Origin of the sequence: Micromonospora sp. NPDC050795, from assembly GCF_044456785.1 — a bacterium.
Lineage (GTDB): Bacteria > Actinomycetota > Actinomycetes > Mycobacteriales > Micromonosporaceae > Micromonospora.
The window spans coordinates 108,892-135,679 of the sequence record NZ_JBITGE010000015.1 but is presented as its reverse complement, the minus strand read 5'-3'; the positions used below and the strand labels follow the sequence as shown (position 1 = coordinate 135,679).

27 protein-coding genes and 1 pseudogene are annotated in these 26,788 nt (G+C 72.6%); 14 read left to right on the top strand and 14 right to left on the bottom strand.

The annotated features are described in order from the left end of the window. Window positions 1–95 precede the first annotated feature (95 nt). The 5 genes from ACIBEF_RS15920 (at window position 96) to ACIBEF_RS15900 (ending at window position 3,653) form a co-directional block, all read left to right on the top strand. Complete coding sequence (locus tag ACIBEF_RS15920; RefSeq protein ID WP_091407578.1) at window positions 96–593, top strand: polyadenylate-specific 3'-exoribonuclease AS; 498 nt, start codon at window positions 96–98, stop codon at window positions 591–593. 78 nt (window positions 594–671) lie between these two features. Further along, on the top strand, window positions 672–1,175 hold the full coding sequence (locus ACIBEF_RS15915; RefSeq protein WP_396794031.1) for a pyridoxamine 5'-phosphate oxidase family protein: 504 nt from the start codon (window positions 672–674) through the stop codon (window positions 1,173–1,175). A gap of 162 nt (window positions 1,176–1,337) precedes the next feature. Next, window positions 1,338–2,366: a 6-phosphofructokinase gene (locus ACIBEF_RS15910; protein WP_091408060.1), complete on the top strand. Its 1,029-nt coding sequence runs from the start codon at window positions 1,338–1,340 to the stop codon at window positions 2,364–2,366. 71 nt (window positions 2,367–2,437) lie between these two features. Further along, window positions 2,438–3,256 (top strand): pyrroline-5-carboxylate reductase, encoded by an 819-nt coding sequence (proC, locus tag ACIBEF_RS15905; RefSeq protein WP_396794030.1) that lies wholly within the window; start codon window positions 2,438–2,440, stop codon window positions 3,254–3,256. 46 nt (window positions 3,257–3,302) lie between these two features. Further along, the gene (locus tag ACIBEF_RS15900; protein ID WP_238680104.1) at window positions 3,303–3,653 is read left to right on the top strand and encodes a DUF2203 domain-containing protein; all 351 of its coding nucleotides are present in this window, start codon (window positions 3,303–3,305) and stop codon (window positions 3,651–3,653) included. Window positions 3,654–3,764: 111 nt separating this feature from the next. Here the strand turns inward: ACIBEF_RS15900 and ACIBEF_RS15895 are convergent, their stop codons facing one another. The 3 genes and pseudogenes from ACIBEF_RS15895 to ACIBEF_RS15885 form a co-directional block, all read right to left on the bottom strand. Then, window positions 3,765–4,442 (bottom strand): class F sortase, encoded by a 678-nt coding sequence (locus ACIBEF_RS15895; RefSeq protein WP_396794029.1) that lies wholly within the window; start codon window positions 4,440–4,442, stop codon window positions 3,765–3,767. Beyond that, window positions 4,439–5,302: a DUF4397 domain-containing protein gene (locus ACIBEF_RS15890; RefSeq protein ID WP_396794028.1), complete on the bottom strand. Its 864-nt coding sequence runs from the start codon at window positions 5,300–5,302 to the stop codon at window positions 4,439–4,441. Before ACIBEF_RS15890 ends, ACIBEF_RS15895 begins: the two co-directional genes overlap by 4 nt. 130 nt (window positions 5,303–5,432) lie before the next feature. Beyond that, window positions 5,433–5,942: pseudogene (locus tag ACIBEF_RS15885) on the bottom strand (class I SAM-dependent methyltransferase); the annotation flags it as partial. A gap of 78 nt (window positions 5,943–6,020) precedes the next feature. Between ACIBEF_RS15885 and ACIBEF_RS15880 the strand changes: the two are divergent. Together ACIBEF_RS15880 and ACIBEF_RS15875 are read left to right on the top strand one after the other, a co-directional pair. Beyond that, window positions 6,021–6,380 carry a hypothetical protein gene (locus tag ACIBEF_RS15880; RefSeq protein WP_396794027.1) on the top strand — a complete coding sequence of 120 codons (360 nt, stop codon included), beginning with the start codon at window positions 6,021–6,023 and terminating at the stop codon, window positions 6,378–6,380. A gap of 69 nt (window positions 6,381–6,449) precedes the next feature. Beyond that, a complete protein-coding gene (locus ACIBEF_RS15875) occupies window positions 6,450–8,051 on the top strand; it encodes a glycosyltransferase 87 family protein (RefSeq protein WP_396794026.1) in 1,602 nt (533 codons plus the stop codon). Between the two features lie 32 nt (window positions 8,052–8,083). Here the strand turns inward: ACIBEF_RS15875 and ACIBEF_RS15870 are convergent, their stop codons facing one another. Both ACIBEF_RS15870 and ACIBEF_RS15865 read right to left on the bottom strand, forming a co-directional pair. Continuing rightward, window positions 8,084–8,758 carry an NADPH-dependent F420 reductase gene (locus tag ACIBEF_RS15870; protein WP_396794025.1) on the bottom strand — a complete coding sequence of 225 codons (675 nt, stop codon included), beginning with the start codon at window positions 8,756–8,758 and terminating at the stop codon, window positions 8,084–8,086. A gap of 227 nt (window positions 8,759–8,985) precedes the next feature. Next, entirely contained in the window at window positions 8,986–9,477 is a 492-nt protein-coding gene (locus ACIBEF_RS15865) for a glutathione peroxidase (RefSeq protein ID WP_396794024.1), read from the bottom strand. Window positions 9,478–9,644: 167 nt separating this feature from the next. On the opposite strand from ACIBEF_RS15865, the gene ACIBEF_RS15860 reads away from it, so the two are divergent. The 4 genes from ACIBEF_RS15860 (at window position 9,645) to ACIBEF_RS15845 (ending at window position 14,593) form a co-directional block, all read left to right on the top strand. Further along, window positions 9,645–11,270 carry a glycosyl hydrolase family 18 protein gene (locus tag ACIBEF_RS15860; protein WP_396794023.1) on the top strand — a complete coding sequence of 542 codons (1,626 nt, stop codon included), beginning with the start codon at window positions 9,645–9,647 and terminating at the stop codon, window positions 11,268–11,270. Between the two features lie 187 nt (window positions 11,271–11,457). Then, window positions 11,458–11,970: a hypothetical protein gene (locus ACIBEF_RS15855; protein WP_396794022.1), complete on the top strand. Its 513-nt coding sequence runs from the start codon at window positions 11,458–11,460 to the stop codon at window positions 11,968–11,970. Between the two features lie 87 nt (window positions 11,971–12,057). Further along, complete coding sequence (locus tag ACIBEF_RS15850; protein WP_091407607.1) at window positions 12,058–13,464, top strand: class II 3-deoxy-7-phosphoheptulonate synthase; 1,407 nt, start codon at window positions 12,058–12,060, stop codon at window positions 13,462–13,464. An 88-nt stretch (window positions 13,465–13,552) separates the two neighbouring features. After that, entirely contained in the window at window positions 13,553–14,593 is a 1,041-nt protein-coding gene (locus ACIBEF_RS15845; RefSeq protein WP_396794021.1) for a threonine aldolase family protein, read from the top strand. A 202-nt stretch (window positions 14,594–14,795) separates the two neighbouring features. Here ACIBEF_RS15845 and ACIBEF_RS15840 read toward each other — a convergent pair whose 3' ends face one another. Then, complete coding sequence (locus ACIBEF_RS15840) at window positions 14,796–15,659, bottom strand: deoxyribonuclease IV (protein ID WP_396794050.1); 864 nt, start codon at window positions 15,657–15,659, stop codon at window positions 14,796–14,798. 5 nt (window positions 15,660–15,664) lie between these two features. Then, window positions 15,665–17,653, bottom strand: a complete 1,989-nt coding sequence (gene pknB / locus ACIBEF_RS15835; RefSeq protein ID WP_396794020.1) for a Stk1 family PASTA domain-containing Ser/Thr kinase — start codon at window positions 17,651–17,653, stop codon at window positions 15,665–15,667. A gap of 188 nt (window positions 17,654–17,841) precedes the next feature. On the opposite strand from pknB, the gene ACIBEF_RS15830 reads away from it, so the two are divergent. Then, entirely contained in the window at window positions 17,842–18,231 is a 390-nt protein-coding gene (locus ACIBEF_RS15830; protein WP_396794019.1) for an Rv2175c family DNA-binding protein, read from the top strand. Between the two features lie 202 nt (window positions 18,232–18,433). Here ACIBEF_RS15830 and ACIBEF_RS15825 read toward each other — a convergent pair whose 3' ends face one another. Together ACIBEF_RS15825 and ACIBEF_RS15820 are read right to left on the bottom strand one after the other, a co-directional pair. Continuing rightward, a complete protein-coding gene (locus tag ACIBEF_RS15825; RefSeq protein ID WP_396794018.1) occupies window positions 18,434–19,516 on the bottom strand; it encodes a polyprenyl synthetase family protein in 1,083 nt (360 codons plus the stop codon). Between the two features lie 9 nt (window positions 19,517–19,525). Continuing rightward, a complete protein-coding gene (locus ACIBEF_RS15820) occupies window positions 19,526–19,924 on the bottom strand; it encodes a helix-turn-helix domain-containing protein (protein ID WP_396794017.1) in 399 nt (132 codons plus the stop codon). Between the two features lie 351 nt (window positions 19,925–20,275). Here ACIBEF_RS15820 and metF point away from each other — a divergent pair, with 351 nt between their 5' ends. Together metF and ACIBEF_RS15810 are read left to right on the top strand one after the other, a co-directional pair. After that, window positions 20,276–21,193: a methylenetetrahydrofolate reductase [NAD(P)H] gene (metF, locus tag ACIBEF_RS15815; protein WP_396794016.1), complete on the top strand. Its 918-nt coding sequence runs from the start codon at window positions 20,276–20,278 to the stop codon at window positions 21,191–21,193. Between the two features lie 44 nt (window positions 21,194–21,237). Beyond that, complete coding sequence (locus tag ACIBEF_RS15810; protein WP_396794015.1) at window positions 21,238–21,927, top strand: CDP-alcohol phosphatidyltransferase family protein; 690 nt, start codon at window positions 21,238–21,240, stop codon at window positions 21,925–21,927. Window positions 21,928–21,978: 51 nt separating this feature from the next. Here the strand turns inward: ACIBEF_RS15810 and ACIBEF_RS15805 are convergent, their stop codons facing one another. From ACIBEF_RS15805 to ACIBEF_RS15785, 5 genes are read right to left on the bottom strand one after another with little or no spacing between them, the layout of a single operon-like run. Next, window positions 21,979–23,466, bottom strand: a complete 1,488-nt coding sequence (locus ACIBEF_RS15805) for a phytoene desaturase family protein (protein WP_396794014.1) — start codon at window positions 23,464–23,466, stop codon at window positions 21,979–21,981. A gap of 12 nt (window positions 23,467–23,478) precedes the next feature. Further along, entirely contained in the window at window positions 23,479–24,606 is a 1,128-nt protein-coding gene (locus ACIBEF_RS15800) for a glycosyltransferase (RefSeq protein WP_396794013.1), read from the bottom strand. Next, window positions 24,603–25,502, bottom strand: a complete 900-nt coding sequence (locus ACIBEF_RS15795) for a carotenoid biosynthesis protein (protein WP_396794012.1) — start codon at window positions 25,500–25,502, stop codon at window positions 24,603–24,605. Before ACIBEF_RS15795 ends, ACIBEF_RS15800 begins: the two co-directional genes overlap by 4 nt. Next, a complete protein-coding gene (locus tag ACIBEF_RS15790) occupies window positions 25,499–26,050 on the bottom strand; it encodes a GNAT family N-acetyltransferase (RefSeq protein ID WP_355007690.1) in 552 nt (183 codons plus the stop codon). The genes ACIBEF_RS15795 and ACIBEF_RS15790 overlap by 4 nt, the downstream gene beginning before the upstream one ends. Continuing rightward, complete coding sequence (locus ACIBEF_RS15785; RefSeq protein WP_396794049.1) at window positions 26,047–26,766, bottom strand: monooxygenase; 720 nt, start codon at window positions 26,764–26,766, stop codon at window positions 26,047–26,049. Before ACIBEF_RS15785 ends, ACIBEF_RS15790 begins: the two co-directional genes overlap by 4 nt. Between the last annotated feature and the right edge of the window lie 22 nt (window positions 26,767–26,788).

Genomic DNA, 26,788 nt, shown 5'->3' with positions numbered 1-26,788 from the left:
CGACGCGCCGTACGCGAGGTGTCGCGGCGGTGCGCTCCACCGTCGGACGGCCCCCGCCGGACGCGGCCGGGCGGCGGTGGGCGAGGATGCCCGGAATGGTCTACCGCTACTTCTACGACTGCGAGTTCATCGAGGACGGCACGACCGTCGACCTCGTCTCGATCGGTGTCGTCGACGAGTACGGCCGCGAGTTCTACGCGGTCTCCACCGAGTTCGACGACTCTCGCGCCGTGCCCTGGGTGCGACGCAACGTGCTCGACAAGCTGCCCTCCCCGGCGGACCGGGCCTGGCGCTCGCGTGAGCGCATCCGCGACGACCTGTACGACTTCCTGATGGAGCCGATCCGGGACCGGCCGGGGGAGCAGCTGGAGCTGTGGGCCTGGTTCGCCGCGTACGACCACGTCGTGCTCGCTCAGCTCTGGGGCGCGATGCCGGCGCTGCCCCGGGAGATCCCCCGCTACACCAAGGAGCTGCGGCAGCTCTGGGACGACCGGGGTCGGCCGCCCCTGCCGGACGCGGACGCGGCCCGGCACGACGCTCTGGTCGATGCCCGGCACAATCTGGCCCGCTGGCGGGCGATGACCGCCCGTTGAGTGGTGGCCGCGCCGCCGTAGGTTTGACCGGTTCTGTCCCGGGCAACGGTTCGACCAGCCGAGCCGAGGGAGATTGCCATGAGCCACCAGCCGAGCAGCGCCGCGGAGGCACGCGCCCGTGTCACCGCCCTGGCCCGGGCCGCGCGGATCTGCATGCTCACCACGACTGCTCTGGACGGGCGGCAGGTGAGTCGTCCGATGGGGCTCCAGGAGGTCGAGTTCGACGGCGAGCTGTGGTTCTTCGCCTACGCCGACTCGGCCAAGGTCCGCCAGCTCCGGGTGAACCCGGAGGTCAACGTCGCCTTTTCCGACCAGAAGCACAACGCGTGGGTGTCGATCTCCGGCACCGCCACCGAGGGGTTCGACCGGGCCCGGGCCGAGCGGCTGTGGAACCCGCTGCTCAAGGCGTGGTTCCCCGACGGGCTGGACACCTCTGGTCTCACGCTGATCAAGGTGCACGCCAGCTCCGCCGAGTACTGGGACTCGCCGAACAGCACCGTGGTGAACCTGCTCGACTACGCCAGGGCCGCGGTCACCGGCCGGCCGCCGAAGGCCGGCGAGAACCATGAGGTGACCTACTGACCGGGGGCGGGTGCCCGGGGCGCGCTGTCGTCGTACCGGCGGGCCGACTACAGTTCGCAGTGACGGCCCGCCCCGGGCCGGCAACGGCGCCGATGGTCTGACCTGACACATACCCTGGGGCATATCGGGCTTTACCTGATGCTCCAGGAGGATGAGCGGATCATGCGTATCGGCGTGCTCACCGGCGGCGGCGACTGCCCCGGTCTCAACGCGGTCATCCGGGCGGTGGTCCGCAAGGGCGTCGCCACTTACGGTCACGAGTTCGTGGGCTTCCGGGACGGCTGGAAGGGCCCGCTCGAGGGTCTGTCCCGCCCCTTGGACATCGCCGACGTTCGCGGCATTCTGCCCCGCGGCGGCACCATCCTCGGCTCGTCCCGGACCAACCCGTTCAAGATCGAGAACGGCGTCGAGCGGATCAAGGACAACCTCGCCGCCCAGGGCGTGGACGCGCTGATCGCGATCGGCGGCGAGGACACCCTCGGTGTGGCCACCAAGCTCTACGAGCTGGGCGTGCACGTCGTCGGCGTGCCGAAGACGATCGACAACGACCTCGGCGCCACCGACTACACCTTCGGCTTCGACACCGCGGTCAACATCGCGATGGAGGCCATCGACCGGCTGCACACCACGGCGGAGAGCCACCACCGCACCCTGGTCGTCGAGGTGATGGGCCGGCACGCCGGCTGGATCGCCCTGCACGCCGGCCTGGCCGGTGGCGCCAACGTGATCCTGCTGCCCGAGCGTCAGTTCGACGTCGACCAGGTGGCCGGCTACGTGGAGAAGCGCTTCCAGCACCAGTACGCCCCGATCGTCGTGGTCGCCGAGGGCGCCCAGCCGCTCGACGGCCAGATGGTGCTCGCCAACCAGGAGCTCGACTCGTTCGGCCACGTCCGCCTCGGCGGCATCGGCCAGTGGCTCGCCGAGCAGCTGGAGGCCAAGACCGGCAAGGAGGCCCGCACCGTGGTGCTGGGCCACATCCAGCGCGGTGGCACCCCGACGGCCTTCGACCGGGTGCTCGCCACCCGCCTGGGCCTGCAGGCCATCGACGCCGTCAACGACGGCGACTGGGGCAAGATGGTCGCGATGCAGAGCACCGACATCGTCCGGGTGCCCCTCGCCGAGGCCACCCGCGAGCTGAAGACCGTGCCGCTGGAGCGGTACGCCGAGGCCGAGGTCTTCTTCGGCAGCTGATCGATCGTCGGCGGCGCGGCGGGCCTGCGGGTCCGCCGCGCCGCGACCCAATGCGAGGGGTACGGGCCGACATGTCAGCCGGAGTGCACACGGTCGCGGTGATCGGCGCGGGCAAGATCGGTGAGCTGATGCTCTCCGGGCTGCTGCGCTCGGGATGGCCTGTGGACCGGCTGCTGGCCACCGCCCGCCGACCCGCTCGCGCGGAGGAGCTGACCGCCCGGTACGGCGTACGGGTGGTCGACAACCTGACCGCGGTGGACGAGGCCGCTGTGCTCGCGGTCTCGGTCAAGCCGCAGGACGCCGCCGCGCTCCTCGACGAGATCGGCCCCAAGGTGCCGGCCGACAAGCTCGTCATCTCGCTCTGCGCCGGTCTGCCCACCAGCTTCTTCAGCCGCCGGTTGCCCGACGGCACCCCGGTGGTGCGGGTGATGACCAACACCCCGGCGCTGGTGGACGAGGCGATGACCGCGATCTCGGCCGGCGAGCACGCCACCGGGGCGCACCTCACGCTGGCCGAGGAGATGTTCAAGCCGCTCGGCCAGACGATCCGGGTGCCCGAATCGCAGCAGGACGCCGTCACCGCGCTCTCCGGCTCCGGCCCGGCCTACTTCTACCTGCTGGTCGAAGCCATGATCGACGCGGGGATCCTGCTCGGGCTGCCCCGTCAGGTGGCGCACGAGTTGATCGTGCAGACCGCGATCGGGTCGGCGGTGATGCTGCGCGACTCCGGCGAGCACCCGGTCAAGCTGCGCGAGGCGGTCACCTCGCCGGCCGGCACCACCATCTCCGCGATCCGTGAGCTGGAGAAGCACGGCGTACGCGCGGCGCTGCTCGCCGCGCTGGAGGCCGCCCGGGACCGCGCCCGCGAGCTGGCGGCACAGGCCGACTGAGCGATCGGGGCGCGTGACGAGGCTGTTCGTGCCGCATACTGGCCCGGTGTTCACACTTGCCCAGGCCCGGCACCTGGTGGCCACCCTGCAGCCGCGCGTCGACGAGTTGATCCGGGTCCGGGCCGACCTGGCCGAGTTGCGCGCCGACCTGGCCGACCACGGCATGAGCGCGCTCGGCGGTCTGGCCGAGGTCAAGGCACTGGAAGCTCGGTTGCACGCCGTCGTCGACGAGCTGCACCAGCACGACATCCAGGTCAAGGGCATCGCCCCGGTGCTGCTCGACTTCCCCGGCGAGCGGGCCGGCCGCGCCGTGCTCTGGTGCTGGCTGGAGGGCGACTCCGACGTGCGCTGGTACCACCGGGCCGAGTGCGGCTTCGCCGGCCGCCGCCCCCTCTGACTCCTCGCGCCGCACCCGCTTGATCCACTCGGGTTCATGGGAATCGCGGTATTCGAGCGCGGCGGACGCCCCGACTTCCGTGAACGCGAGTGGATCAAGCGGGTGCGCGACTCAGCCTGCGGCAGACGTCGGCAGGGCCGGGTCGGGGGCATCGGTCACGGCGAACACCACGACGTTGTCGACGTAGTGGCCCCTCCGCCGGTCGAAGTCGCCCCCACAGGTGACCAGGCGCAGCTCCGCCCCGGGCGTCGGGCCGTAGACAACCGCTGTCGGAAACTGGTCCTTGCGGGTACGCAGCGACCCGGTCACCCGGAACGCCAACCGCTGCCCGCCGCGCCACACCTCCACCAGGTCGCCGGGTCGTAGCTCGCCGAGCCGGGCGAAGACCGCCGGGCCGCGTCGGGAGTCCAGGTGCCCGGCGAGGACGGCCGGACCGGTGTCGCCCGGGGCCGGGCCGCCGCCGTACCAGCCAGCGGTGTGGAAGTCGGTCGGCGGAATCAGCACGCCGGCGCGGTCCAGACCGAGCACGGTGAGCGGTGAGTCGACGTCGATGCGCGGTACGCGTACCCGCGTGGGTGGACCGTGTGGCGTGGGCGCGGCGGCCACCGACGGGCAGTCGTCGCCGCAGCCGGGGTGCCAGCTCGCCGCCGGTGGTGGCGGGCCGGTGGTGGCCAGCCCGACCCCGGTGCCGGCGGCCAGGCAGACCGCCGCGCCGGCCGCGACCAGCGCGGCCAGCGGTGTCCGGCGCTCACGGTGCCGCCGGATCGACGGGTCCGGCCCGGCGCTCACCAGGTGGTGCGCCGCCGCCGACGCCAGAGCAGCAGGGCCACCGCGCCGGCCGCCGCGGCCAGACCGCCGGCCACCAGGGGGTACGCGTCGAGCCCGGCCCCGGCGGTGCCACCGGCGCCGGTGTCCACCCCGCCGGCCGGGACGACGGTGCCGCCCTCGGCGTCGCGGCGCAGCTCGGCGGTGAGCCCGCCCTGTTTCGCGTCGAGCACCAGCAGCGAGTAGACAGCGCCGCCGGTGAGCCGCACCTCGGCGTCGGTGCTCGGCCCGCCGGCGCCCGTCAGCTTCAGCCGCCAACTGCCCGGCTCGACCTGCTGGTAGTCGGTCGTGGTGGCGAACTGCACCCCGTCGGCGATCATCGGACCGTTGGCGGCGGCCACGTCGAGCACCGGGGTCCGCACCGAGGCCTGTACGACCCGCACCTTGGCGCGGCCGTCGGTGGGGGCGCTGAGATCGTCGTTGAGCACCCGCAGGCCGAGGTCGGCGTGCCGCCCGACACCAGCCACGGTGAAGGCATCCCCGCTGGTCACCGCGACCTCGGTGGTGAGCACCGGGGGGTCGCTGGCGGGCGCGCCGGCCTCGCGCATGGCCACCGCGTACCGGCCCGGCGCGAGTTCGAGGTAGTCGGAGACCACGCCGTAACCGACCCCGGGGAAGACCTGCGGCTTCGCCGCGTCCGGCGCGGCAAGGTAGACGTCCACCGCCGGGGTGTCCGGGGACAGGTGCGCGAGCCGGACGTATCCGACGGTGTCCGCGCCGGCGCTGGCCGGAACCGGAATGGCGGCGGTCGCGAGGGCGGTGCCGAGCAGGAGCGCGCCGGAGCCGGCCAGCAGCCGGCGGGGCACGGTACGGAGCGTGTGCATGTCGCCTCCGGGGGGCACGTTCGGTGAGCGGGCGGCAACCCAGAGAACAGGGTCCCGTGAACAGGACTGTGACGCAAGTTGCCACACGATCTTTTTGTCGCTGTCGCTGTCGCTGTCGCTGTCGCTGTCGCTACCGATCGCGGATGGCGAGGAGGCCGAACAGGTCGGGGACTCCGCCCTGGCCCGCCTCGACGACCCGGACCAGCCGAAGGCCGGCGTCCACTGTCGTGTTCACCAGATCGGCGAGGGGCACGTGCCAGGCTCCCACCCGTACCCGCACGCCGGTGACGTTCCAACTGTCGAAGCTGTGTGAGGGGTCGGCGTACCGCGCGTCGACGACGACACGCGGATGGTGACTCCAGTCGGCGAACGCGTCCACGAAACACGGGTGCACACCAACGTGGACGAAGCGTCCGCCGGGACGCAGCACCCGGGCGACCTCGCGCAGCACGGCCGGGTAGTCGGGCAGGTCGGTGCTGGCCAGCACGCACATCGCGGCCGGCAGCGACGCGTCGGCGACCGGCAGGGCGCCCGCGTCACCCCGGACCACCGGCAGTCGCCCTCGCGCGTGCCGCAACTGCCCGCCGGACAGGTCCACGCCCACCGGTCTCCAGCCCAGAGCAGCCGGCACCGGGGCGTGCGCGCCGGTGCCGAGTCGGCGCCCACCCGCGAAACCCGTTCTTCCGGAGGCAGAAGTGGGGCGTTTGCGTCTGCTCCCGTGTGGCTACGGCGTCAGGGCGGGCTGCCACTTCGGCTGACCCGCGACTTCCTCGAACTGACCCTGCCTGCCGGCGGGACGGTGCAGGTCGACTGGGCCGACCTGACCCGAGCCGAGGTACGCGGCCGGATCAGCCCGACCCTGATCGTCGACATCGCTGATCGGGATCGGACCCGGCCGGTGCTGGACCGCTGGGACTGGGGTCGGGTGGGCGTGTGGAACCGGGCGCGCGGGCGGAACTCGCAGGAGGTCCACCTGTCAGTGGTTGCCGTCACGCCGAACCTCCACCGGTTGCGCACCGAACTGGCGCACCGGGCGGCCGGCGTTGCGAAAGAGCCGTCGCCCGACCCCACGACCTGACTCCGCCCAAGCCCCGCGCCGGCCGTTGCCGGGCCCACCGGGACCACGGCGGTCGCCTATTCTCGGGCGATGCGGGATCGCCGGGTGGCGCTGGCGTGGGCGGCCTTCGTCGTCGTCGCGCTGGTGTCCTGTGTGCTCGTTCTGGGCCGTCCGGATCGCCTCTCCGACCTGCACATCTACTACGGTGCGCTGTCCGACCTGCAGGCCGGCGAGCCGCTGTACGGGTATGTGGCGGAGAACGGCGGTCCGTTCACCTATCCGCCGTTCGCCGCTCTCGTGCTGTGGCCGATCACCGCCCTCAGCGAGGGCGTACTCCAGGGGATCTGGCTGGTGGCGACGTGTGCGGCGGTCGTCGCCATCGCCGGGTCGGTGGGGGTCGCGCTGACCACCCGACGTTCCCGACGCCCGCTCGTCGTGGCGCTGGCGGCCACGGTGCTGATGCTCTCCGCGCCGGTGCAGAGCAACCTCCGCTTCGGGCAGGTCAGCATCTTCATCGTGTTGATGGCCCTGCTCGACGGGCTGGGCGTCGTCCCACCCCGACTGCGCGGGACGCTGGTCGGGGTGGCCGCGGCTATCAAGCTCACCCCGTTGCTGTTCGTGGTCTACTTCCTGGCCGTCGGGCGCTACCGTGACGCCGGCCGGTCGGTGGTGGCGTTCGTGGCCTGCGCGGGGGTCGCCGCGATCGTGCTGCCCCGGGAGAGCTGGTCCTACTGGACCGAGACCGTGCGACAGACCTCCCGCATCGGCAATCTGTCCTCGTTGGGCAATCAGTCCCTGCACGGAATGCTGCTGCGCGTCGGCGTCGACGAGACGGCGCTGCCTCTGCTCTGGGCCGGCATGGTGGCACTGATCTGCGTGGCGGCGCTGCTGCGGGCCCGGCAGCTGACGCGGCAGGGCTGCCCCGGGCACGCCGCGGTGCTCGTCGGCTGCGCCACAGTGGCCGCGTCCCCGGTGTCCTGGACCCACCACCAGGTGTGGCCGGTGCTCGCCGCGATGCTGCTGATCGGCGCGTCCGGCGTCACCCAGCGGGTCGCCGGCGCGGCGCTGCTCGCCGCCGTGGTCGTCTCGTTGGGCGCGGTGCTCAGCCCGATCTCGACGCGGCCGGGGGTGCAGTTCCTCTTCGAGAACGCCCATGCCCTCGGGGTGTGCGTCCTGTGCCTCGTCGGCTTCGGCGGTGTCGCCGTCGCCGCCCAGCGCACGAGCGGACGACCGGCCGCCGGCAGTGCCTGGCTGAGGGTGGGCGTCACGGCAGCCGCGGCGGTCGCGTTCTTCGCCGTGCAGCCGCTGCCGGCCGGGGCCGACCCCACCTTCAAGGCGTACAACCTCGACGACGTCGTCAACCCGCGATACTTCTTCGTCTGCCGTGGTCCGGCCGAATGCGCCGCCTACGCCACCGACGTGCCGGTCACCTTCGGGACCCGCGCCGAGAAGACCAAGGTGCGGGTCAACGGCGTGGTCTCCCCGCAGGTGACCCGCCTGGAATACTACTCAGCACCGGGTGGAGCGCCCCGGGCCATTCCGCTGCTCGCCGCGTACCCGGGTCCGCGTACCTTCTCGTTCCGCTCGGCGACGATGGCCCACGGTCGCCTCGTCGCGTACGCCGCGGATGGACAGCCGATCGCCAGCTACGACGACGAGCTGGCCGCCGCCCTCCGCACGACGCCCAGGTAGGCGCTCGCGGGCAGGGCGGCGGCTGGCCCTGCTCAGCGGATGGCGGCGGCCACGGCGGCGCGTACCTTCGCGGCGTCGCCCGGGGCCGGGTGGTCCCAGTCGGTCGGGCTCGCGGAGTAGAGCGTGCCGTACGCCGGGGTGTCCGGCTGGTAGCGCCACCCCTCGGCCAGCGGGCCGACGTCCACCGCGTCGTAGCCGATCTGGTCCAGGAAGGCGGTCACTTCGGCCTTCGCGGCGGCGTCGTCACCGGCGATCGCGAGGGCGCTGCGGTCGCCAGCGCCGGTCGGCCGGGCGAGCACGGCCAGGCCCTTGAAGTAGATGTTGTTGAAGACCTTGACCACTCGCGAGTCCGGCAGGTGTCGCTGGAGCAACTCGCTGCTGGTGGTCTCGCCGGAGTCCAGCTCCGGGAAGGTGCCATCGCGCTGCGGGTAGTAGTTGTTGGTGTCGATGACGACCTTGCCGGCCAGCGGTTCGACGGGCACGGCACGGTACGCCTTCAACGGGACGCTGACGACCACCAGGTCGCCCACCTGCGCGGCGTCCTGCGCGGTGCCGGCGCTGGCGTGCTCGCCCAGGGTCTCCACCAGGTCGGTGAGGGTCTCCGGGCCCCGCGAGTTGCTCAGCACCACGTCGTAGCCGGCGTCGACGGCCAGCCGTGCGACGGTGCCGCCGATGTTGCCACTGCCGATCAGTCCCACAGTTGTCATGCTCGTTCCCAACTCCGTCCACCCACGACGCATTCCCGACCAGACTGGTGGGTTATTATGGTCACCCGCTGTCGGTAGCTACGCAGGCCGCTCGCGATCGTCGCCGGCCCGGCGGATGCCTGGTCGCGCTGCGGGCCCGCCGGCCCAACGTACCGCTCACGCCGACCGCGAACCGGCTCTCCGAAGACCTGCCACCCTCCGGTGCGGCCCGGAGTCGGGGGCCCTGCTCAGGGGGTGGGGACGGTCTTCTCGATGGCTACGCGCAGGTCGTCGGAGTCGGGCGCGACAGTGGGGGCGAAGCGGGCGGCGACCGAGCCGTCCGGGGCCACCAGGAACTTCTCGAAGTTCCAGCGCACGTCGCCGGTGTGCCCGTCGGCGTCCGGCGTGTTCACGAGCGCGGCGTAGAGCGGGTGCCGGTCCGGGCCGTTGACGTCGACCTTCTCGGTCAACGGGAAGGTGACCCCGTAGTTGACCTGGCAGAAGTCGCTGATCTCGGCGGCACTGCCCGGCTCCTGCCCGGCGAACTGGTTGCACGGCACACCGAGTACCACGAGGCCCCGGTCGGCATAGGTGTCGGCGAGCGTCTGGAGGCCGGCGTACTGCGGGGTGAGGCCGCAGCGGGAGGCCACGTTGACGACCAGCATCGCCTTGCCGCGGTGGCGGGCCAGGTCGGCGGGGCCGCCGTTGAGGGCGTCGATCGGGATGTCGAAGACGGTCATGGGCCGAGGTTACGCGTCGGCCGCGCGTCGACCCGGGGTGGGCGCAGCGTACGCACTCCGTGCACCAGGAGAAATCGAAGTATACGCATCTTGACGAACTGATGACGGCGTGAGTACTGTCTCACCATCTCTTTTGGAAAGTTTCCTAACAGTTCGGGAGACGCCGCATGAAAAGATCGCTCCGCCGGGCCCTCTGGGCCGGTGCCGTGGTCGCCGTGACCGTCGCAGCGGTGCCGGTGACCACCGCGTTCGGCGCCGGCACGGTCACCACCACCTTCACCAAGGCGCAGGACTGGGGGACCGGTCACGAGACGAAGGTGACGGTCACCAACGGCTCCAGCGCCACTGTCACCACCTGGCGCATCGAGTTCGACCTGCCCTCGGGCACGACCATCAGCAGCGCGTGGGACGCCGACGTCACCAGCAGCGGCAACCACTATGTCGCGGTCAAGAAGAGCTGGGCCGGCGGCATCGCCCCCGGGGCCTCGTTCAGCTGGGGCTACAACGGCAGCGGCGCCTACAAGGCACCGCTGAACTGCACCATCAACGGTGCCGCGTGCGGCGGCGGAACGACCCCGCCGACCACCACGCCGCCGACCACCACCCCACCGACGACGACGCCGCCCACCACGACGCCGCCGACCACGACGCCGCCGACCACCACCCCGCCGAACACGGGCGGCAAGAAGGTCGTCGGCTACTTCGCCGAGTGGGGCGTCTACGGGCGCAACTACCACGTCAAGAACATCCAGACCAGCGGGTCGGCCGCCAAGCTGACCCACATCCTGTACGCCTTCGGCAACACCACGGGCGGTCGCTGCACCATCGGTGACAGCTACGCCGACTACGACAAGGCGTACACCGCGGCGGAGAGCGTGGACGGCGTCGCCGACACGTGGGACCAGCCGCTGCGCGGCAGCTTCAACCAGCTGCGCAAGCTCAAGCAGCTCAACCCGCACCTCAAGGTGATCTGGTCGTTCGGTGGCTGGACCTGGTCCGGCGGCTTCACCCAGGCCGCGCAGAACCCGGCCGCGTTCGCCGAGAGCTGCTACAACCTGGTCGAGGACCCGCGCTGGGCGGACGTCTTCGACGGCATCGACGTCGACTGGGAGTACCCCAACGCCTGCGGTCTGAGCTGTGACAGCAGCGGCCCGAACGCGTTCAAGAACGTGATCAGCGCGCTGCGGTCGAAGTTCGGGTCCAGCGCCCTGGTCACCGCCGCCATCACCGCGGACGGCAGCAACGGCGGCAAGATCGACGCCACCGACTACGCCGGCGCCATCGGCAACCTTAACTGGCTGATGCCGATGACCTACGACTACTTCGGCGCCTTCAACGCCCAGGGCCCCACCGCCCCGCACTCGCCGCTGACGTCGTACACCGGCATCCCGCAGCAGGGCTTCAACTCCGACGCGGCGATCCAGAAGCTCAAGAGCAAGGGCGTCCCGGCCAACAAGCTGCTGCTCGGCATCGGCTTCTACGGTCGGGGCTGGACCGGTGTCACCCAGGCCGCTCCGGGTGGCAGCGCCACCGGCGCGGCGCCGGGCACCTACGAGGCCGGCATCGAGGACTACAAGGTCCTCAAGAACACCTGCCCGGCCACCGGCACGATCGCCGGCACCGCGTACGCCAAGTGCGGCAGCAACTGGTGGAGCTACGACACCCCGTCGACCATCAACGGCAAGATGACGTACGCGAACAACCAGGGCCTCGGTGGCGCGTTCTTCTGGGAGCTCTCCGGTGACACGAGCAACGGCGAGCTCATCGGCGCCATCAAGGGCGGTCTCGGCTGAGCCGAGGGCCGACGCACCACCCACACGGCGGGAAGGGGCCGGCCCGCACCGTCCCTTCCCGCCCGTGACACAGCGGCCCGGCCGACGCCCAGCGCGTCGACCGGGCCGCCGCCGTTGGGCTCGTACAGCCGGATGTGGCAGACTCGCGGCTCGGCACGTCTCGATCTCACCGCCGACGGAGGTGATCATGCGACCGACGCATAGCAGGCTGGCGGCGACCGCCGCCGGGCTGATGCTGCTGCCGGTTGCCCTGGTCGGCTGCGGGATCGGCGACAAGGACGAGGACGAGGCGGCCCCCAAGGCTGCCCGGGTCCCCGCCGAGGAGGCCGCCACCCGCTCCCGCGAGCGCGTGCAGGCGTACCTCGACGCGATGGCGGCCAAGGACGTCGCCGCCGGCCGCAGTCAGCTCTGCGCTCTGCTGCACGACGGCTTCGACCGTGGTGCCACCGGCCCCAACGGTGACTTCGCCGACCACTTCCAGGTGCCGGAGGCGGCCATCACGGACATCCGGTCCGGTCCGCTCGGGCAGGAGGTCCGCGTCTCGGTCTCGGTCGCGGTCGGCAAGCGCACAGTCGTCCGGCCGCTGGTGTTCACCGTCACCCGCGACGGCAGCGACTGGTGCATCGCCGGTGAGGCACCAGACAAAACCACGGTCGCCAGCCCGACGCCGACCGGTGTGGTCCCCTCGCCCGCGTCCTGACCAGCGCCCGGCAGATTGATCTCCCATCTGCCGGAACCGTCCCCCTCGCCGCCCGGCCACCCCGGGCGTCGCCGTACGCTTTCTGTCATGCGCCATGAGTGGCATCAGCTGAGCCATCCCGCGGTGGGCAGCCCGGGCCTGCAGACCAGCCGACCGACGATCGACTCCGCCGAGGACGCCGCGCTCGGTCTGGACCGATGGCGGGAGCTGCCCCGCGAGCAGGTCCCGCCGTGGTCCGACCCGGCCGCCGTGGCCGCCGTCTGCAAGGTCCTCGACACAGTGCCGTCGGTCGTCGCGCCCTACGAGGTGGACCAGCTCCGGCAGAAGCTCGCCCTGGTCTGCGAGGGCAAGGCGTTCCTGCTGCAGGGTGGTGACTGCGCCGAGACGTTCGTGGACAACACCGAGAGCCACCTGCTGGCCAACGCCCGCACCCTGCTCCAGATGGCGATCGTGCTCACCTACGGCGCGTCGCTGCCGGTGGTCAAGGTCGCCCGGGTCGCCGGGCAGTACACGAAGCCCCGGTCGCTGCCGACCGACGCCCGCGGCCTGCCCGCGTACCGCGGCGACATGATCAATTCGCTGGAGGCCGACCCGGCCGCCCGGGTCGCCGACCCGCAGCGCATGATCCGCGCGTACGCGAACTCGGCGGCGGCGATGAACATGCTCCGGGCGTACCTCGCCGGCGGGCTCGCCGACCTGCACGCCGTGCACGACTGGAACAAGGGCTTCGTGAAGAACTCCCCGGCGGGGGAGCGTTACGAGGCGATCGCCCGGGAGATCGACCGGGCGCTGGCCTTCATCCGGGCCTGCGGCATGACCGACGACGAGGCGCTGCGCACCGTCACGCTCTACTGCTCCCACGAGGCCCTGGCCCTGGAGTACGACCGAGCGCTCACCCGGGTCTCCGACCGTCGGGCGTACGGGCTCTCCGGGCACTTCCTGTGGATCGGCGAGCGCACCCGGCAGATCAGCGGGGCGCACATCGACTTCATCTCCCGGATCGCCAACCCGATCGGGGTCAAGCTCGGCCCGACGACCTCCCCGGACGAGGCGATCGAGTTGTGCGAGAAGCTCAACCCGGACAACATCCCCGGTCGGCTCACCCTGATCAGTCGGATGGGCAACCACCGGGTACGCGACGCGCTGCCGCCGATCGTCGCCAAGGTCACCGCCGCCGGGGCCAAGGTGGTATGGCAGTGCGACCCGATGCACGGCAACACGCACGAGTCGTCCAACGGCTACAAGACCCGCCACTTCGACCGCATCGTCGACGAGGTGCTCGGCTACTTCGAGGTGCACCGGGGGCTGGACACCCACCCCGGCGGCCTGCACGTCGAGTTGACCGGCGAGGACGTCACCGAGTGCCTCGGCGGCGCCCAGGGGATCGAGGATCTCGACCTGCCCGACCGGTACGAGACCGCCTGCGACCCACGACTGAACACCCAGCAGTCGTTGGAGCTGGCCTTCCTCGTGGCGGAAATGCTGCGTGGCTGAGCTTGCGAGCCCGCCGTCGGCAGTCGGAGGATGACCATGGCTGACGCGAGCAGTGAGCTTGCGGGCCGGCAGTCGGCAGTTGAAAGGGATGACAGTGCCTGATCTGTTCGTGGACCTGCGGTCCGACACGGTGACCCGACCCACCGTCGGGATGCGGGAGGCGATGGCCGCCGCTGAGGTCGGTGACGACGTCTACGGCGAGGACCCGAGCGTCAACGCGCTGGAGGCCGAGGTCGCCGCGTTGTTCGGGCACGAGGCGGCGCTGTTCGCCCCGAGTGGCTCGATGGCGAACCAGATCGCCCTGCAACTGCTGGTCCCGCCCGGCGACGAGTTGCTCTGTGACGCCGACGCGCACGTGGTCACGTACGAGATCGGCGCCGCGGCCGCGTACGGCGGGATCTCCTCGCGGACCTGGCCCTCGGTGGGCGCGGACATCGACCCGGAGGTGGTGGCCGGGATGATCCGGCCGGACGGTTACTTCGCCGTCCCCACCCGGGCGATCGCCGTCGAGCAGACCCACAATCGCGGCGGCGGCGGGGTGATTCCGCTGGCGACCCTGCGGGATCTGCGCGGGGTGGCTGACGAGGCGGGCGTCGCGCTGCACTGTGACGGCGCCCGGATCTGGCACGCGCACGTCGCCGACCGGGTGCCGCTGATCGAGTACGGCCGGCTCTTCGACACGCTGTCGGTGTGCCTGTCCAAGGGCCTCGGCGCGCCGGTCGGTTCCCTGCTGGTGGGCAGCGCGGACAAGATCGAACGTGGCCGGCTGATCCGTAAGCGGATGGGCGGGGGCATGCGCCAGGCCGGCATCCTCGCCGCCGCCGGTCGCTACGCGCTCGCGCAGCACATCGACCGGCTGGCCGACGACCACGCGAAGGCGGCCCGGCTCGCCGAGGCGGTCGCGCCGTTCGGTGTGCTGGCCACCACTGTCCGTACCAACCTGGTCGCGCTGGACCTCACCAAGCACACCCTGGACGCCCGGGCCCTGGCCGCCGCGGCGCGGGCCGAGGGCGTACTGATCTCGGTGCTCGGCCCCCGTACCGCCCGCCTGGTCACCCACCTGGGCGTCAGCGACGCGGACATCGACCGCGCCCTGGCAGCCCTACCCCGCATCCTCGCCGCAGCCTAAAACCCCCACCCCACCCCACCCCACCCCACCCCACCCACCCCCCCGGCCCCGCGGGCCTCTCACCCGGCCCCGCCCACCCCGGTGATCATGAAGTTGTTGCCACTTGGATCGGCGTGTCGTGGCAATAACTTCATGATCACCCTGGGGTGGGGTGGGGTGGGGTGGGGAGGGGTGGGGAGGGGGTGGGGTGGGGGCAGGTGGGTCAGGGGTGGGACAGGCGGGTGAGGGTGGCGATGTCGGCGGCGTGGCCGACGTGCTTCTCGCTGGGGGTTTCCACGACGATCGGGACGCCAGCGGTCGCCGGGTGCGCCATCAGCTCGGCGAAGGCTGGCTCGCCGATGCTGCCCTTGCCGATGTTCTCGTGCCGATCCCGGGTGGAGCCGCACAGATCCTTCGAGTCGTTGGCGTGAATCAGCCGCAGCCGGTCCGCGCCGACAGTGGCCACCAGGGTGTCCAGGGTCGCCGTCATGCCGCCCTCGGCCGCCAGGTCGTGGCCGGCCGCCCAGGCGTGGCAGGTGTCGAAGCAGACCCCGAGCATGGGGTGCCCGTCCACCGCGTCCAGGTAGGGCCCGAGCTGCTCCACCCGGGAGGCCAGTGAGCGGCCACCGCCGGCGCTCGGCTCGACCAGCAACATCGGCCCGCCGGCGTCGGCAGCCCAGTCGAGCAGCGGCAGCAGCACCTCGCGGACCTGTCCCATCGCCGCCTCGGCGTGCCCCTCGTCCACCGAACTGCCCGCGTGGAACACCACCCCGCGCGCACCGATCGCCACACCCCGACGAAGCGCGTGCGCCAGCGTCTGGCCCGACTTCTCGACAGTGGCCGGGGTGGGCGAGCCGAGGTTGACCAGCAGAGCGGCGTGGATGAACGCGGGAATGCCCCGCTCGGCGAAACCGTCGCGGAACAGCGTGTCCTGCACCGGGTCGCCGTCGGGCAGTGCCCAGCCTCGCGAGTTGGAGACGTAGACCTGCACCACCTGCGCGCCGGTCGCTTCGGCGTACGGCAGGGCAGCCTTCGCCAGCCCACCCGAGGTCGGAGTGTGCGTGCCCACCGGCCGCGTGGAGATCATCGGCATCAGAAGCACGTCAGGGTGACCGGGGTGCCGGGCGCCACCTGCGAATTCTCGCCCGGGATCTGGATCCGGACCACGGCGTTCGGGTTGATCGCCATCGTCACCGGGAAGCCCTGGCCCTCCAACGCCTGCTTGGCCTGCTGGCACGGCAGGTCGATCACCCGGGGCATGGCGAGCAGCGGCGGCCCCTTGCTGACGTCCAGCTTGACCTCGGTGCCCTTCTCCACGCCGGCGCCATCGGCCGGGCTCTGGCCGAGGATCTCGTCCCTCGGCTTGTCGGATTCCTTGTAGGTCTCCTTCAGCACCAGGTTGAGCTGGGCCAGGGTCGTCCGGGCGTCGGTCAGGCTCTTGCCGACCAGGTTCGGCACCGTCACCGGCGCCCTGCCCCGGCTCAGAATGAGGGTAACCTTCGCACCGGGTTTGACCTCGGTGCCGACCTTGGGGGAGCTGTCCACCACGACCCCGGCCGGCAGGCTGTCGTCGTAGCGGGGGGTGCCCTTGGCCACCACCAGCTTCACGTTGACCAGGTCCGCCTCGGCGAGCTCGAACTCCTTGCCGATCACGTCCGGTACGGGGAAACGCTCCGGACCGAGGGAGAGGGTCAGGGTGATCGTGCCACCCTTGAGGATCTCGGCGGCGGAGGCCGGGCTCTGCTCCAGCACGCTGTCCTTCGGGGCCTTCTCGTCGAAGCGCGGCTCAGCGTACGTGACAAGAAGCCCGGCGCGGTCGGCCCGCGCCTGCGCATCGGCCTTGCTCAGGCTCACCAGCTGCGGAGCGTCCGTGTAGCGGCCGACGCCGAACCACCAACCCCCGAGCGCGGCCACCAGGCCCAGCGTCACGACCACGGCCGCGACGGCCAGCCGGCCACGGGGGTTGCTCAGCAGCGTGCTGCGCAGCTCGGCGAGCCGGGCGCCCAGGCCCTCCGCCGGCTCCGGTGCGGCCCGACGCCGCCCCGGCCCCTGGCTGCTGGCGCCCTCGGGCAGGCGCGCCCACGACGGGCGGTTGGGCGGCTGGAGCGTCGCGACCATCATGGTCGGCTGGGAGAGCGACGGTGCGTCACTGACCGGGCTGAGTACCGCGGTGTGGCTGTTGGCGTCGCCCAGACGGTCCCGGGCCACCTGCACCTCGGTCAACAACGCGCCGGCGTCCGCGGGCCGTGCTCCCGGGTCGCGGCGGGTGGCCCGCTGCACCAGGTCGTCGAGGACCGACGGCAGGCCCGGCACCAACGTCGAGGGCGCCGGCACGTCCCGGTCGACGTGCTGCCAGGCGACGTCCACCGGGCGGTCCCCGTCGTACGGCACCCGACCGGTGAGCATCTCGAAGAGCACGATGCCGGCCGAGTAGACGTCGGTGCGCGGATCGGCGCGGCCCTCGGTGACGAGCTCCGGGGCGACGTACGCCACGGTGGCCATCAGCTGGTTGCCCTGCTCCTCGTCGGCGCTCGCCTCGACCGCCCGGGCCAGCCCGAAGTCGGCCACCTTCACGACGCTGTCGACCAGGTTGGCGACGCCACCGGTAGGCGCCTCCGCGACCAGCACGTTCTCCGGCTTGACGTCGCGGTGCACGAGACCGGCTCGGTGCGCGGCGGCGATCGCGGCGAGCATCTGCTCGGCGATGGCCAGCGCCTCGTCCGGGTTGAGCCGGCGTCGCTCGGCCAGCACGTCCCGCAGCGTGCGGCCACGGACGTACTCCATCACCAGGTACGGGAGGCCGGCGTGCGTGCCCTGGTCGTAGACCGCCACGACGTTCGGGTGGGTCAGCCGGGCGATGGTCTTCGCCTCGTCGGTGAACCGGGCCACGAAGTTGGCGATCCGGGCCCGTGCCTCGCTCGCCTGGGTCGGGTGAATGATCTTGACAGCGACGGTGCGCTCTAGGCGCTCGTCGGTGGCGGTGTACACGGTCGCCATGCCACCACGGGCCACGCGACCGCGAATGCGGTAGCGCCCGTCGATCAGCGAGCCCAGCAACGTGTCGGCGACCTGAGTGTCCATCGGCAGGCAGTCTATGTGTCCAGAGGGTGAAGGATGAACAGGATGCTACAGCCGTACGCCGAACCGGTCCGTCCCGCCGCGTTCCCCGCCCCTTGTTCGCTGGTCAGCGGCGATCAGGCAAGAGGACGCGGAGGGGCCGCCCGGGGTGCCGGTGGCTCGTCGCGGCGGCGGCGTGGCAGGGTGGTCGGGTGACCGAACCCGTACCCGACCAGGCCGCGCCCGGCCTGGAGCTCGCCGGCCCCACCGACCCGGCCGGCTGGTTGACCCTGCCCGACGTCGCCGAACGCCTCGACGTGTCGATCAGCAAGGTGCACCAGATGATCCGTGACCGGGAGCTGTTGGCGGTCCGCCGCGACGGCGTCCGCCGGATCCCAGCGGACCTGGTTGCCAACCAGACCGTGCTCAAGCACCTGCCCGGCGTGCTCAATCTGCTCTCCGACAACGGCTACGACGACGAGGCCGTCCTGCGCTGGCTCTACGAGCCGGACGACACCCTCCCCGGCGCCACCCCGGCCGCCGCCCTCTCCGGCGACCAGGCCCGCGAGGTGAAGCGCCGAGCCCAAGCCCAAGCCTTCTAACCCCCACCCCCCACCCCCCACCCCCTTTCCGCGCCGTGCGCCTCGCGCTTTCCGGCGTTGATCATGAGGTTGGCGGCGCGACACGCCGAGGCGAAGGTCGCCAACCTCATGATCAACCCGGCGGGGCGGGGCGGGGCGGGGCCCGGTGGGCGGGGCGGGGCAGCCCGGTGGGGCAGCCCGGTGGGGTGGAGGCCGGGTGGGGTCAGTCGGCTCGGCGGGTTGCGGCTATGGCCAGGTCGACCAGGGCCTGGCGGGCCTCGGTGTCGAGGTCGACGGCGGTCAGGGCGGCCAGGGCGGCGTCGGTGAGTGTGGCGATCCGCTGTTCGGTACGGGCCAGCGCGCCGCTCCCCGAGATCACCTCGCGGAGCCGGGCCACCCCGTGCTCGTCTAACTCCGGGTCGCCGAGCCGGCCGAGCAGCAGCTCGCGGCCCGCGTCGTCGGTGGCCTCCACCGCCGCCGCCACCAGATAGGTGCGCTTGCCCTCGCGCAGATCGTCCCCGGCCGGCTTGCCGGTCAACGCCGGGTCGCCAAAGACCCCGAGCACGTCGTCGCGGAGCTGGAACGCCTCGCCCAGCGGCAGCCCGTACGCCGAATAGGCCGTCCGCAGGTCCTCCGGCGCGTCGGCCAGTGCGGCGCCGAGCAGCATCGGACGCTCGACGGTGTACTTCGCGGACTTGTACCGGGCGACCTTGCTGGCCCGCTCCACCGAGGTGTCCCCGGTGACCTGGGTCAGCACGTCGAGGTACTGCCCGACGGTGACCTCGGTGCGCATCTCGTCGAAGACCGGCCGGGCCCGGGCCAACGACCACAGGTCCAGGCCGGCGGAGTGCAGCAGTTCGTCGGACCAGACCAGACACAGGTCACCGAGCAGGATGGCCGCGGAGTCGCCGAAACCGTCCGGGTCACCGCCCCAGCCGGCCTCCCGGTGCCGGGTGGCGAACTGTCGGTGCACCGCGGGCTCGCCGCGTCGGGTGTCGGAGCGGTCCATCAGGTCGTCGTGGATCAGGGCGCTGGCCTGGACGAACTCCAGCGCGGCCAGGGCGGTCAGCACCTGGTCGCCGTCCAGCCCGCCGGCCCCCCGGAACCCCCAGTAGGCGAATGCGGGACGCAGTCGCTTGCCGCCGCCGAGCACGAACGCCTCGATCGCCTCGGCCACCGGATCCAACGCCTCGTCCACGGCGGCGAGCCGGACCCGTTGGCCGGCCAGGAACTCGGTGAGAGCCTTGTCGACCCGCTGCCGCAGGCCGGCGCGGTCGACGGGGGACACGGGAGCAGCGTGGTTCACGCCCCGACGCTAGCCGGTCGTCCATGCTCGTGCTCCACCGCCACGCGTGGTCCCGCCGGTGCGGCCGGTGCGGCCGGGACCCGTCCGCTCGGCCGGACGCGCGCCGGCCGCCGCGGTGCGGCCCGGCCCGGTGGCCCGCGTCGAGCCGGCCCGACGGGTGGCCGCGGCGGCCTCCGCGAGCACCACCAGCGGCACGTCCAGGACGACGGCGAGCCAGCCGAGCCAGAACCCGCCCGGCACGCGCCGCTGTCGTTCCCATCGGGAAACCTCGTGCCGACTCAATGTCGGCACCCCGGCGGCGGCACACAACTCGGCGGCGGCTCGCTGCTGGCTCCAGCCACGGGCCAGTCGGCACCGGGCCAGCAGCGGCCCGAGCTGCGCGGGACGCGGCGATGCGAGCGGGATCATGGGTCCTCCTGGCGGGCGTCGGTGCGGCGACGACCCACCCGTCTGACCGGACGGACCGGCGTCACCACTCGGTTGCTGACCCCCGCGCGAGACCTGGCCACCCCCGCCGCCCCTCCCGCACCGTCCCTTTCTACCCCGCAGGTACGACGCCTTTCCGCCATCAGGTCGGGGCGCGCGGTGCGACACCATCCACCGGCTCACGGCGGACTCGGCGACACCGCGCACAGACCCCCGGCAGACCGGACGACGCAGCCCACCGGGCCGGGCGACGCCACCCACCGGGCCGGGTGGCACGGGCCGCTGGGTGGGAAGGGCCTGGGTCCTGGTGCCATCGACCGCTAGAGTCGGGTCGTGGCGCTCGGTCTTCCCTCGACACTCCCCAATCCGCAGCCGGCGATCGGGGAGCTCATCCGTGAGCGCCAACCGACCTTCTCGTTCGAGTTCTTCCCGCCCAAGACCGAGGCGGGGGAGCAGCTGCTCTGGCAGGCCATCCGCGAGCTGGAGTCCCTGCGCCCGTCGTTCGTGTCGATCACGTACGGCGCCGGCGGTTCGACCCGGGACACCACAGTGGCGGTGACCGAGCGGATCGCCACCGAAACGACACTGCTGCCGATGGCCCACCTGACCGCGGTCAACCACTCCGTCGCCGAGCTGCGGCACGTGGTCGGCCGGCTCGCCGGGGTGGGGGTGCGCAACGTGCTGGCCGTTCGTGGTGACCCCCCGGGCAACCCGGGCGGTGAGTGGATCCGCCACCCCGAGGGCGTGGACTACGCCGAGGACCTGGTCCGGCTGGTGCGCGACGCCGGCGACTTCAGCGTCGGCGTGGCGGCCTTCCCGTACAAGCACCCCCGCTCGCCCGACGTGGCCAGCGACACCGCCCAGTTCGTCCGCAAGTGTCGGGCCGGCGCGGAGTTCGCGGTCACCCAGATGTTCTTCGACGCCGACGACTACCTGCGGCTACGTGACCGGGTGGCCGCTGCTGGCTGTGACACTCCGATCCTGGCCGGGGTGATGCCGGTGACCCAGTTCAGCACCATCGAGCGGTCCGTGCAGCTGTCCGGTGCGCCGTTCCCACCGGCGTTGGCGGCCCGCTTCGAACGCGTCGCCGACGACCCGGACGCCGTCCGTCGGCTCGGCATCGAGCAGACCAGCGAGATGTGCCGCCGACTGCTGGACGAGGGCGTGCCGGGAATCCACTTCATCACCCTCAACCGGTCCACCGCGACCCGCGAGGTCTGGCGGAACCTGAAGGCCGGCGCCCGCGTGTGAACGCTGCGTCTGCGACACCTGTTGCCCGGCACGACGGTTGATCCGTGGTGGGCACACAGCTGAACTGGGATCAGTACGCCACGGCGTGGGCGCGGTTGCACGGCGGGTTCGACCCTCGGGTCGCCGCGCCGGTGGTGCGGGCCTGGCTGCGATTCGCGTACCACGTCGGATACGTGCTGGGTCGACTGCGGGTCAGCCCCACCGCGGTCACCGTGGCCGGGGTGCTGCTCTGCTTCTGCGTACCGTTGCTGGTGGGCCGGCCGGGGGACGGGCCGTTCCTCGGCGCGCTGTTCGTGCTGCTCGCCGCCGTGGCGGACAGCGTGGACGGTGCGGTGGCGGTCGCCACCGGCCGCACCACCCGGCTCGGCTACGTCTACGACTCGGTCGCCGACCGGCTCGGTGAGGTGGCGTGGCTGCTGGCCTTCTGGCTGGTGGGCGCACCAGGTGGGCTGGTGGTCGCGGGCGGCGCGCTGTCCTGGTTGCACGAGTACGTCCGGGCGCGGGCGGTCGCCGCCGGCATGCGGGAGATCGGCGCGGTGACGGTGGGCGAACGCCCCACCCGGGTCTCGGTGGCGCTGGTCGGCTTGCTGGTCGCCGGGCTGGCCGGGCTGATCGAGCCGGACCTGGCCGCTGGCACCATCACCATGGCGACCGCGGTCTGGGTGCTGCTGGCCGGTTTCGGCCTGGGGCAACTGCTCTCCAGCATCCGTCGCACCCTGATCGACGCCGATTGAGCGGCCGGGCCAGCCCGGCTCGACACCGATTGAGCAGCCGGGCCGCCGGGTCTACCAGGCGGGGCCGATCTCGTCGGCGACGATCTGCGCGGAGAGGGTCACCATCGGCAACCCACCGCCCGGGTGGGTGGAGCCGCCCACCAGCCACAGCCCGTCAACCGGGCCCCGGTTCGCCGGGCGCAGCAGCCCACCGGCGGTGCCGTAGATCGACCCACCCGGTGCGCCGGTCGCCACGTCCAGGTCGGCCGGGGTGCGGATCTCGCGGAACAGCAGCCGGTCGCGCACGTCCGTGCCGCGCCGCGCCAGCACGTCCAGGATCCGGTCGGCGTACGCGTCGGCCAGCCCCGGGCGTCGCCAGTCGACAGCGCCCGCCGCGGTGCCCTGTCGGGCGGCGTTGACCAGCACGAACCACGCCTCGTGTCCGGCTGGGCGGACCATCGGGTCGTCGGCGACTGTGACGAACACCGCCGGGTCGGCCGCCGGCCGGGCCCGTACACCGCGCCCGGGGTCACCGAAGACCGCGTCGAACTCGGCGTCGTAGTCGTCCGGGAAGAAAACGTTGTGGTGGGCCAGCCCGGTGCTGCCGGAGACGCCGAGCAGCAGCACGAAGCCGGCGAGGCTGCGGTCGGTCAGCGTGGTCAGTCGACGCGGGTGCGGCAGCAGGTCACGGTAGACGGTGAGCGCGTCCACGTTGGCCACCACCACGTCGGCGGGTACCGGGGTGGTGACGCCGGCGAGGCGTACCCCGTGCACCCGGCCACCGGTGGCGTCGATCCGGGTGACAGTGGCGTCGGTCTGCACGACCACGCCGAGGTCCAGGCAGCGGGTCAGCAGCGCGTCGGCGAGCGTGCCCAGACCACCGCGCAGGTACCAGCCGCCGAAGGCCAGCTCGGCGTAGGGGACCGCGACCAGTGCCGCCGGTGCCCGACGTGGGTCGGCGCCGGTGTAGGTGGCGTACCGGTCCAGCATCATCCGCAGCCGCGGATCGGACAGGTGCCGGCGGCCCAGGCCGCGCAGACTGCGGCCCGGGGCGATGGCGGCCAGGTCGCCGACGCGCCAGGCCAGCGACGCGAGATCGCGGGGAGAGTCGACGGTACGCCGCAGGATGTCCCGTGAGGAGGCGTTCCACACGCGCGCCGCCCGGCGCCACAGCCGCTGCCAGTCGGCCGCCGCCCGGTCACCGAACGCGGCCCCGATCCGGGCGGTGAACTCCTCCGGGTCGGCGCACGAGTCCAGGGTCGGGCCACCATCGGGAAAGACGTGCCGGACGATCGGGTCCAGCGGAACCAGGTCCAGGTATTCGTCGAGCTTCGCCCCGGTCGCCTCGAACAGGTCGTGGAAGACCTCGGGCAGGGTGAGCAGGCTCGGCCCGGTGTCGAAGTGGAACGACCCGGCCGGGGTGTCGTGCGTGTACCGGCCGAGCTTGCCGCCGACCGTGTCGGCCCGCTCGAAGACGGTCACCTGGTGCCCGGTGGCGGCCAGCCGGGCGGCGGTGGCGAGGCCACCCACCCCGGCGCCCACGACCACGATCCGCGCCATGCCGCGTCCTCCCTAGCTGACCGGGCGGCCCCGCCAGGTCAGGCGGCGTCGCTTTCGCAGATGGTACGACCGCAGGGTCAGCCAACCGAGGACCACGACCGACACGGGGTGTGCGAGCGCGTCGGGCCACCACCGGCCACCTGTCGCGCGGGCGGTGAGCACCCGTCCGGCCACCCCGAGCACGTACGCGGCCAGGCCCACTGTGGCCACCATCGGTGCGCCGGCCGCCGCACCCGTCAGCGCGATCAGCGGTGGGGCGGTGTAGAGCAGCAGCAGCGCCGCCACCACGGCCGCCGCCGCGCCCGGGTGCCCGAACGACGCCCAGAGCGACTTCGAGTACCCGTCGCGCAGTTGCGGCCAGTCGTCGTACATCCGGCAGGTGGCCAGCCGGGAGCCGTCGGCCAGGGCGATCCGCCCACCGGCCCGCTTGACCGCCCGGGCCAGCTCGACGTCCTCCAGGATCTTGTCGGCGACCGCGGCGTGCCCGCCGGCGGCGTTGTAGCCGCGCCGGTCCACCACCAGGAACTGCCCGCCCGCCGCGGCCAGCGACGGCCGCGGCGAGCGCTCCATCGCGCGAAGCGGCAGGAAGGTCAGCCAGAGCCACTGCAGCAGCGGCTGCACCAACCGGTCGCCGGCCGTCGCCACCACGATCCGGGGGTACGGCGACAGCAGCGTCGCCCGGGCGGCGCGCAACTCGGTGACGGCGGCGGCCACGGCGTGCGGGGCGAGCACCACGTCGGCGTCGACGAAGACCAGCGCGGTGGCGTCCGGATCGGCCCGGGTGGCCAGCTGCCAGCAGGCGTGCGGCTTGCCCAGCCAGCCCGGTGGTGGGGCGACCCCGGTGAGCAGCGTGACCCGGGGGTCGTCGCCGACCACCGCGCGGACCACGTCGGCGGTGCCGTCGGTGGACCCGTCGTCGAGGACCACGACGCGCAGCCCGGGTACGCCGCGCTGGGCCAGCAGGGCACGCAGGCAGGGCGTGACCCGGGTGGCCTCGTCGCGCAGCGGCAGCAGCACGGTGACCGGCTCGTCGACCTCGTCGGGCCGGTCGGTGGGTCGGCGTAGCCACCGGGTGGCGTTGAGCCAGGTGTGTCCGGTCAACGCGGCGACGGCGATGAGCAGGGCGAGCAGGACGGTCATCGGGTCGCGTCGACGCCGGGGCGGTGTGGCTGGTGGGCCTCCCGACCGGGGTCACCGCCCCGGCGGGCACGCAGGAGGGTCACCGCCAGGGGTACGGCGGTCACCGCCATGCCGGCGGCGCCCCAGAGCGCCGAGGCGGGCAGGTCGAGGAAGACGGCGTGGGCCAGGATGCTGGAGAAGTACGTCCACAGGTAGAGCGCGAGCATCGGGTGGTCCCGCCGATCGGTGTGTTCGGCGGCCGGCCCGGCCAGCGGACGCAGCGCGCTCATCATCAGCACCGCGAAGAGCAGCCAGCCCAGGTAGTTGCAGACCGGGATGCCGGCCAGGCCGGGCAGGGCCGGGGTGGCGTCGCGCCAGACCCAGTAGCCCTCGGCCACCATCTGCGGGTCGAGGAAGAGGTCCCAGGCGGCCAGCCCCACGGTGGCCAGCGCGATCCGCCCCACCCATCGACCCACCGTCGGCCCGCTGCCGCCGGCTGTCGGCCCGCTGCCGCCGGCTGTCGGCCCGCTGCCGCCAGCCGTCGTGGTCCCGCCGCCGGTCAGTCGGACCGCTGCCAGCCAGGCCGGCCAGGCCATCCAGGTCCAGGCCAGCGGAATGATCAGCGGCACGCCGGCCAGCTTGGGACCCAGCTCCCCGGAGTAGTCGTAGCTGCCGAACGGCACGCCGGTGGCCACCCCGATCGCCTCGATCGCGAACCCGCCGCCGGTGGCCACCGCGACCAGCGCCGCCGCCACCCGTGGGCCCCGGCTGAGCAGCGCGTGGCCGACCGAGAGCAGCCAACCGAGGACGACGGTAGCCACTGTGAGCCCGGCCCGGGTGGCGCCGGTGGTGAGCGGGTAGCAGATCTGGGCGAGGACCAGGACGGCGAGCAGCGTCCAGGAGATCCGCCGGGTCATGACGCCGGTGGCTCGAGCGGCAGATCCCGACCGAGTACGCCGAACGGTCGCTCGTCGCCGGGGAAGTGGAAGTCGCGCAGCACGTCGACGAAGCCGAACCGTCGGTACAACCGCCAGGCCCGCGAGGTCTGCTCGTCGGCCTCCGGGGTGGACAGCAGCACGGTGTCGCCCTCCGCCATGCCGAGCAGCGCGCGCAGCTGCCCGGTGCCCAGGCCGTGCCCCTGCGCCGGTGGCCGGACGTGAAGCTCGACCACCTCGAAACAGTGGGTGAGCCAGCGCGTGCGGGTCGGGGCGTTCAGCGCGCGGTGCACCTGGTCGTGCCACCACTGACCGGAGGCGCCCAGGTAGCCGTAGCCGAAGCCGGCGAGGTGACCCTCACTGGTCAGGCTGGCGACCGCCCGGAAACCCGGTCGGCGGACGTGGGTGGCGATGTAACCGCGCCGGGCCTCCAGCAGGTCGGTGCGGTATCCCATCGCCTCGCCGTAGACGGCCACCACGTCGTCCAGCCGCCGGACGAGATCGTCCGGCGTCCAGCGCACCAACCTCATGCCCGTCCACCCTTCACCGTTTCCGGGCCGCCGTCGACGACCCATCCGAGCACCGACCGGTCGCCGACCACGTCGCGCACCTCGAACCGGGCGAACAGTTCCTCGGCGTACCAGCCCGCGGTGGGGGTTCGCATGATCGCCGCCCGGTGCTCCGGGTGACGGTACGCGAACGCCACCAGGTCCGTCGGGTCGCGCCACACGCTCACCGTGCCCTGCCAACCCAACGGGGCCTCTCCGACCCCGAACCGGGCCAACAGCCCGGGCGCGTCGCGCAGAGCGGCGGCCACCGGCGGGATCGCCCGCCAGAAGGTGGCCGCCCGCCGGGCCCGCAGCCGGGCCCGGGTCAGTGCCAGCACCGGGCCGGTGACCCGGCCGCCCGACGGGTCGCCGAACGGCCGCCGGCCGGACCACTCGCCCCGGCTGGTCAACGGGCGTAGGTCGATTCGTGCCTGGGCGTGGGCGATGCGCGCCCAGGCCCGCCCGACCGGAGAGTCGTCGAAGCCGGCCGCCGCGGCGGGGGAGTCCCAGACGGTCAGCGCCGCCCACCGGGTCAGGTCGGCGTCCCGGGGCCCGAAGTCGGTGCCGGTTCCGGTGCCCAGCAGCTTGCCGAAACGAACGCCGGGGAGGGCCCGCAACCGGCGGGGGTCCACCGCCATCCGGGTCAGCGCCCGGGGCAGCGCGCCAGGGGAGGTCCGCCACACGTGCAGCGTGACCAACTCCGGAGCCGCGCTGACGTCG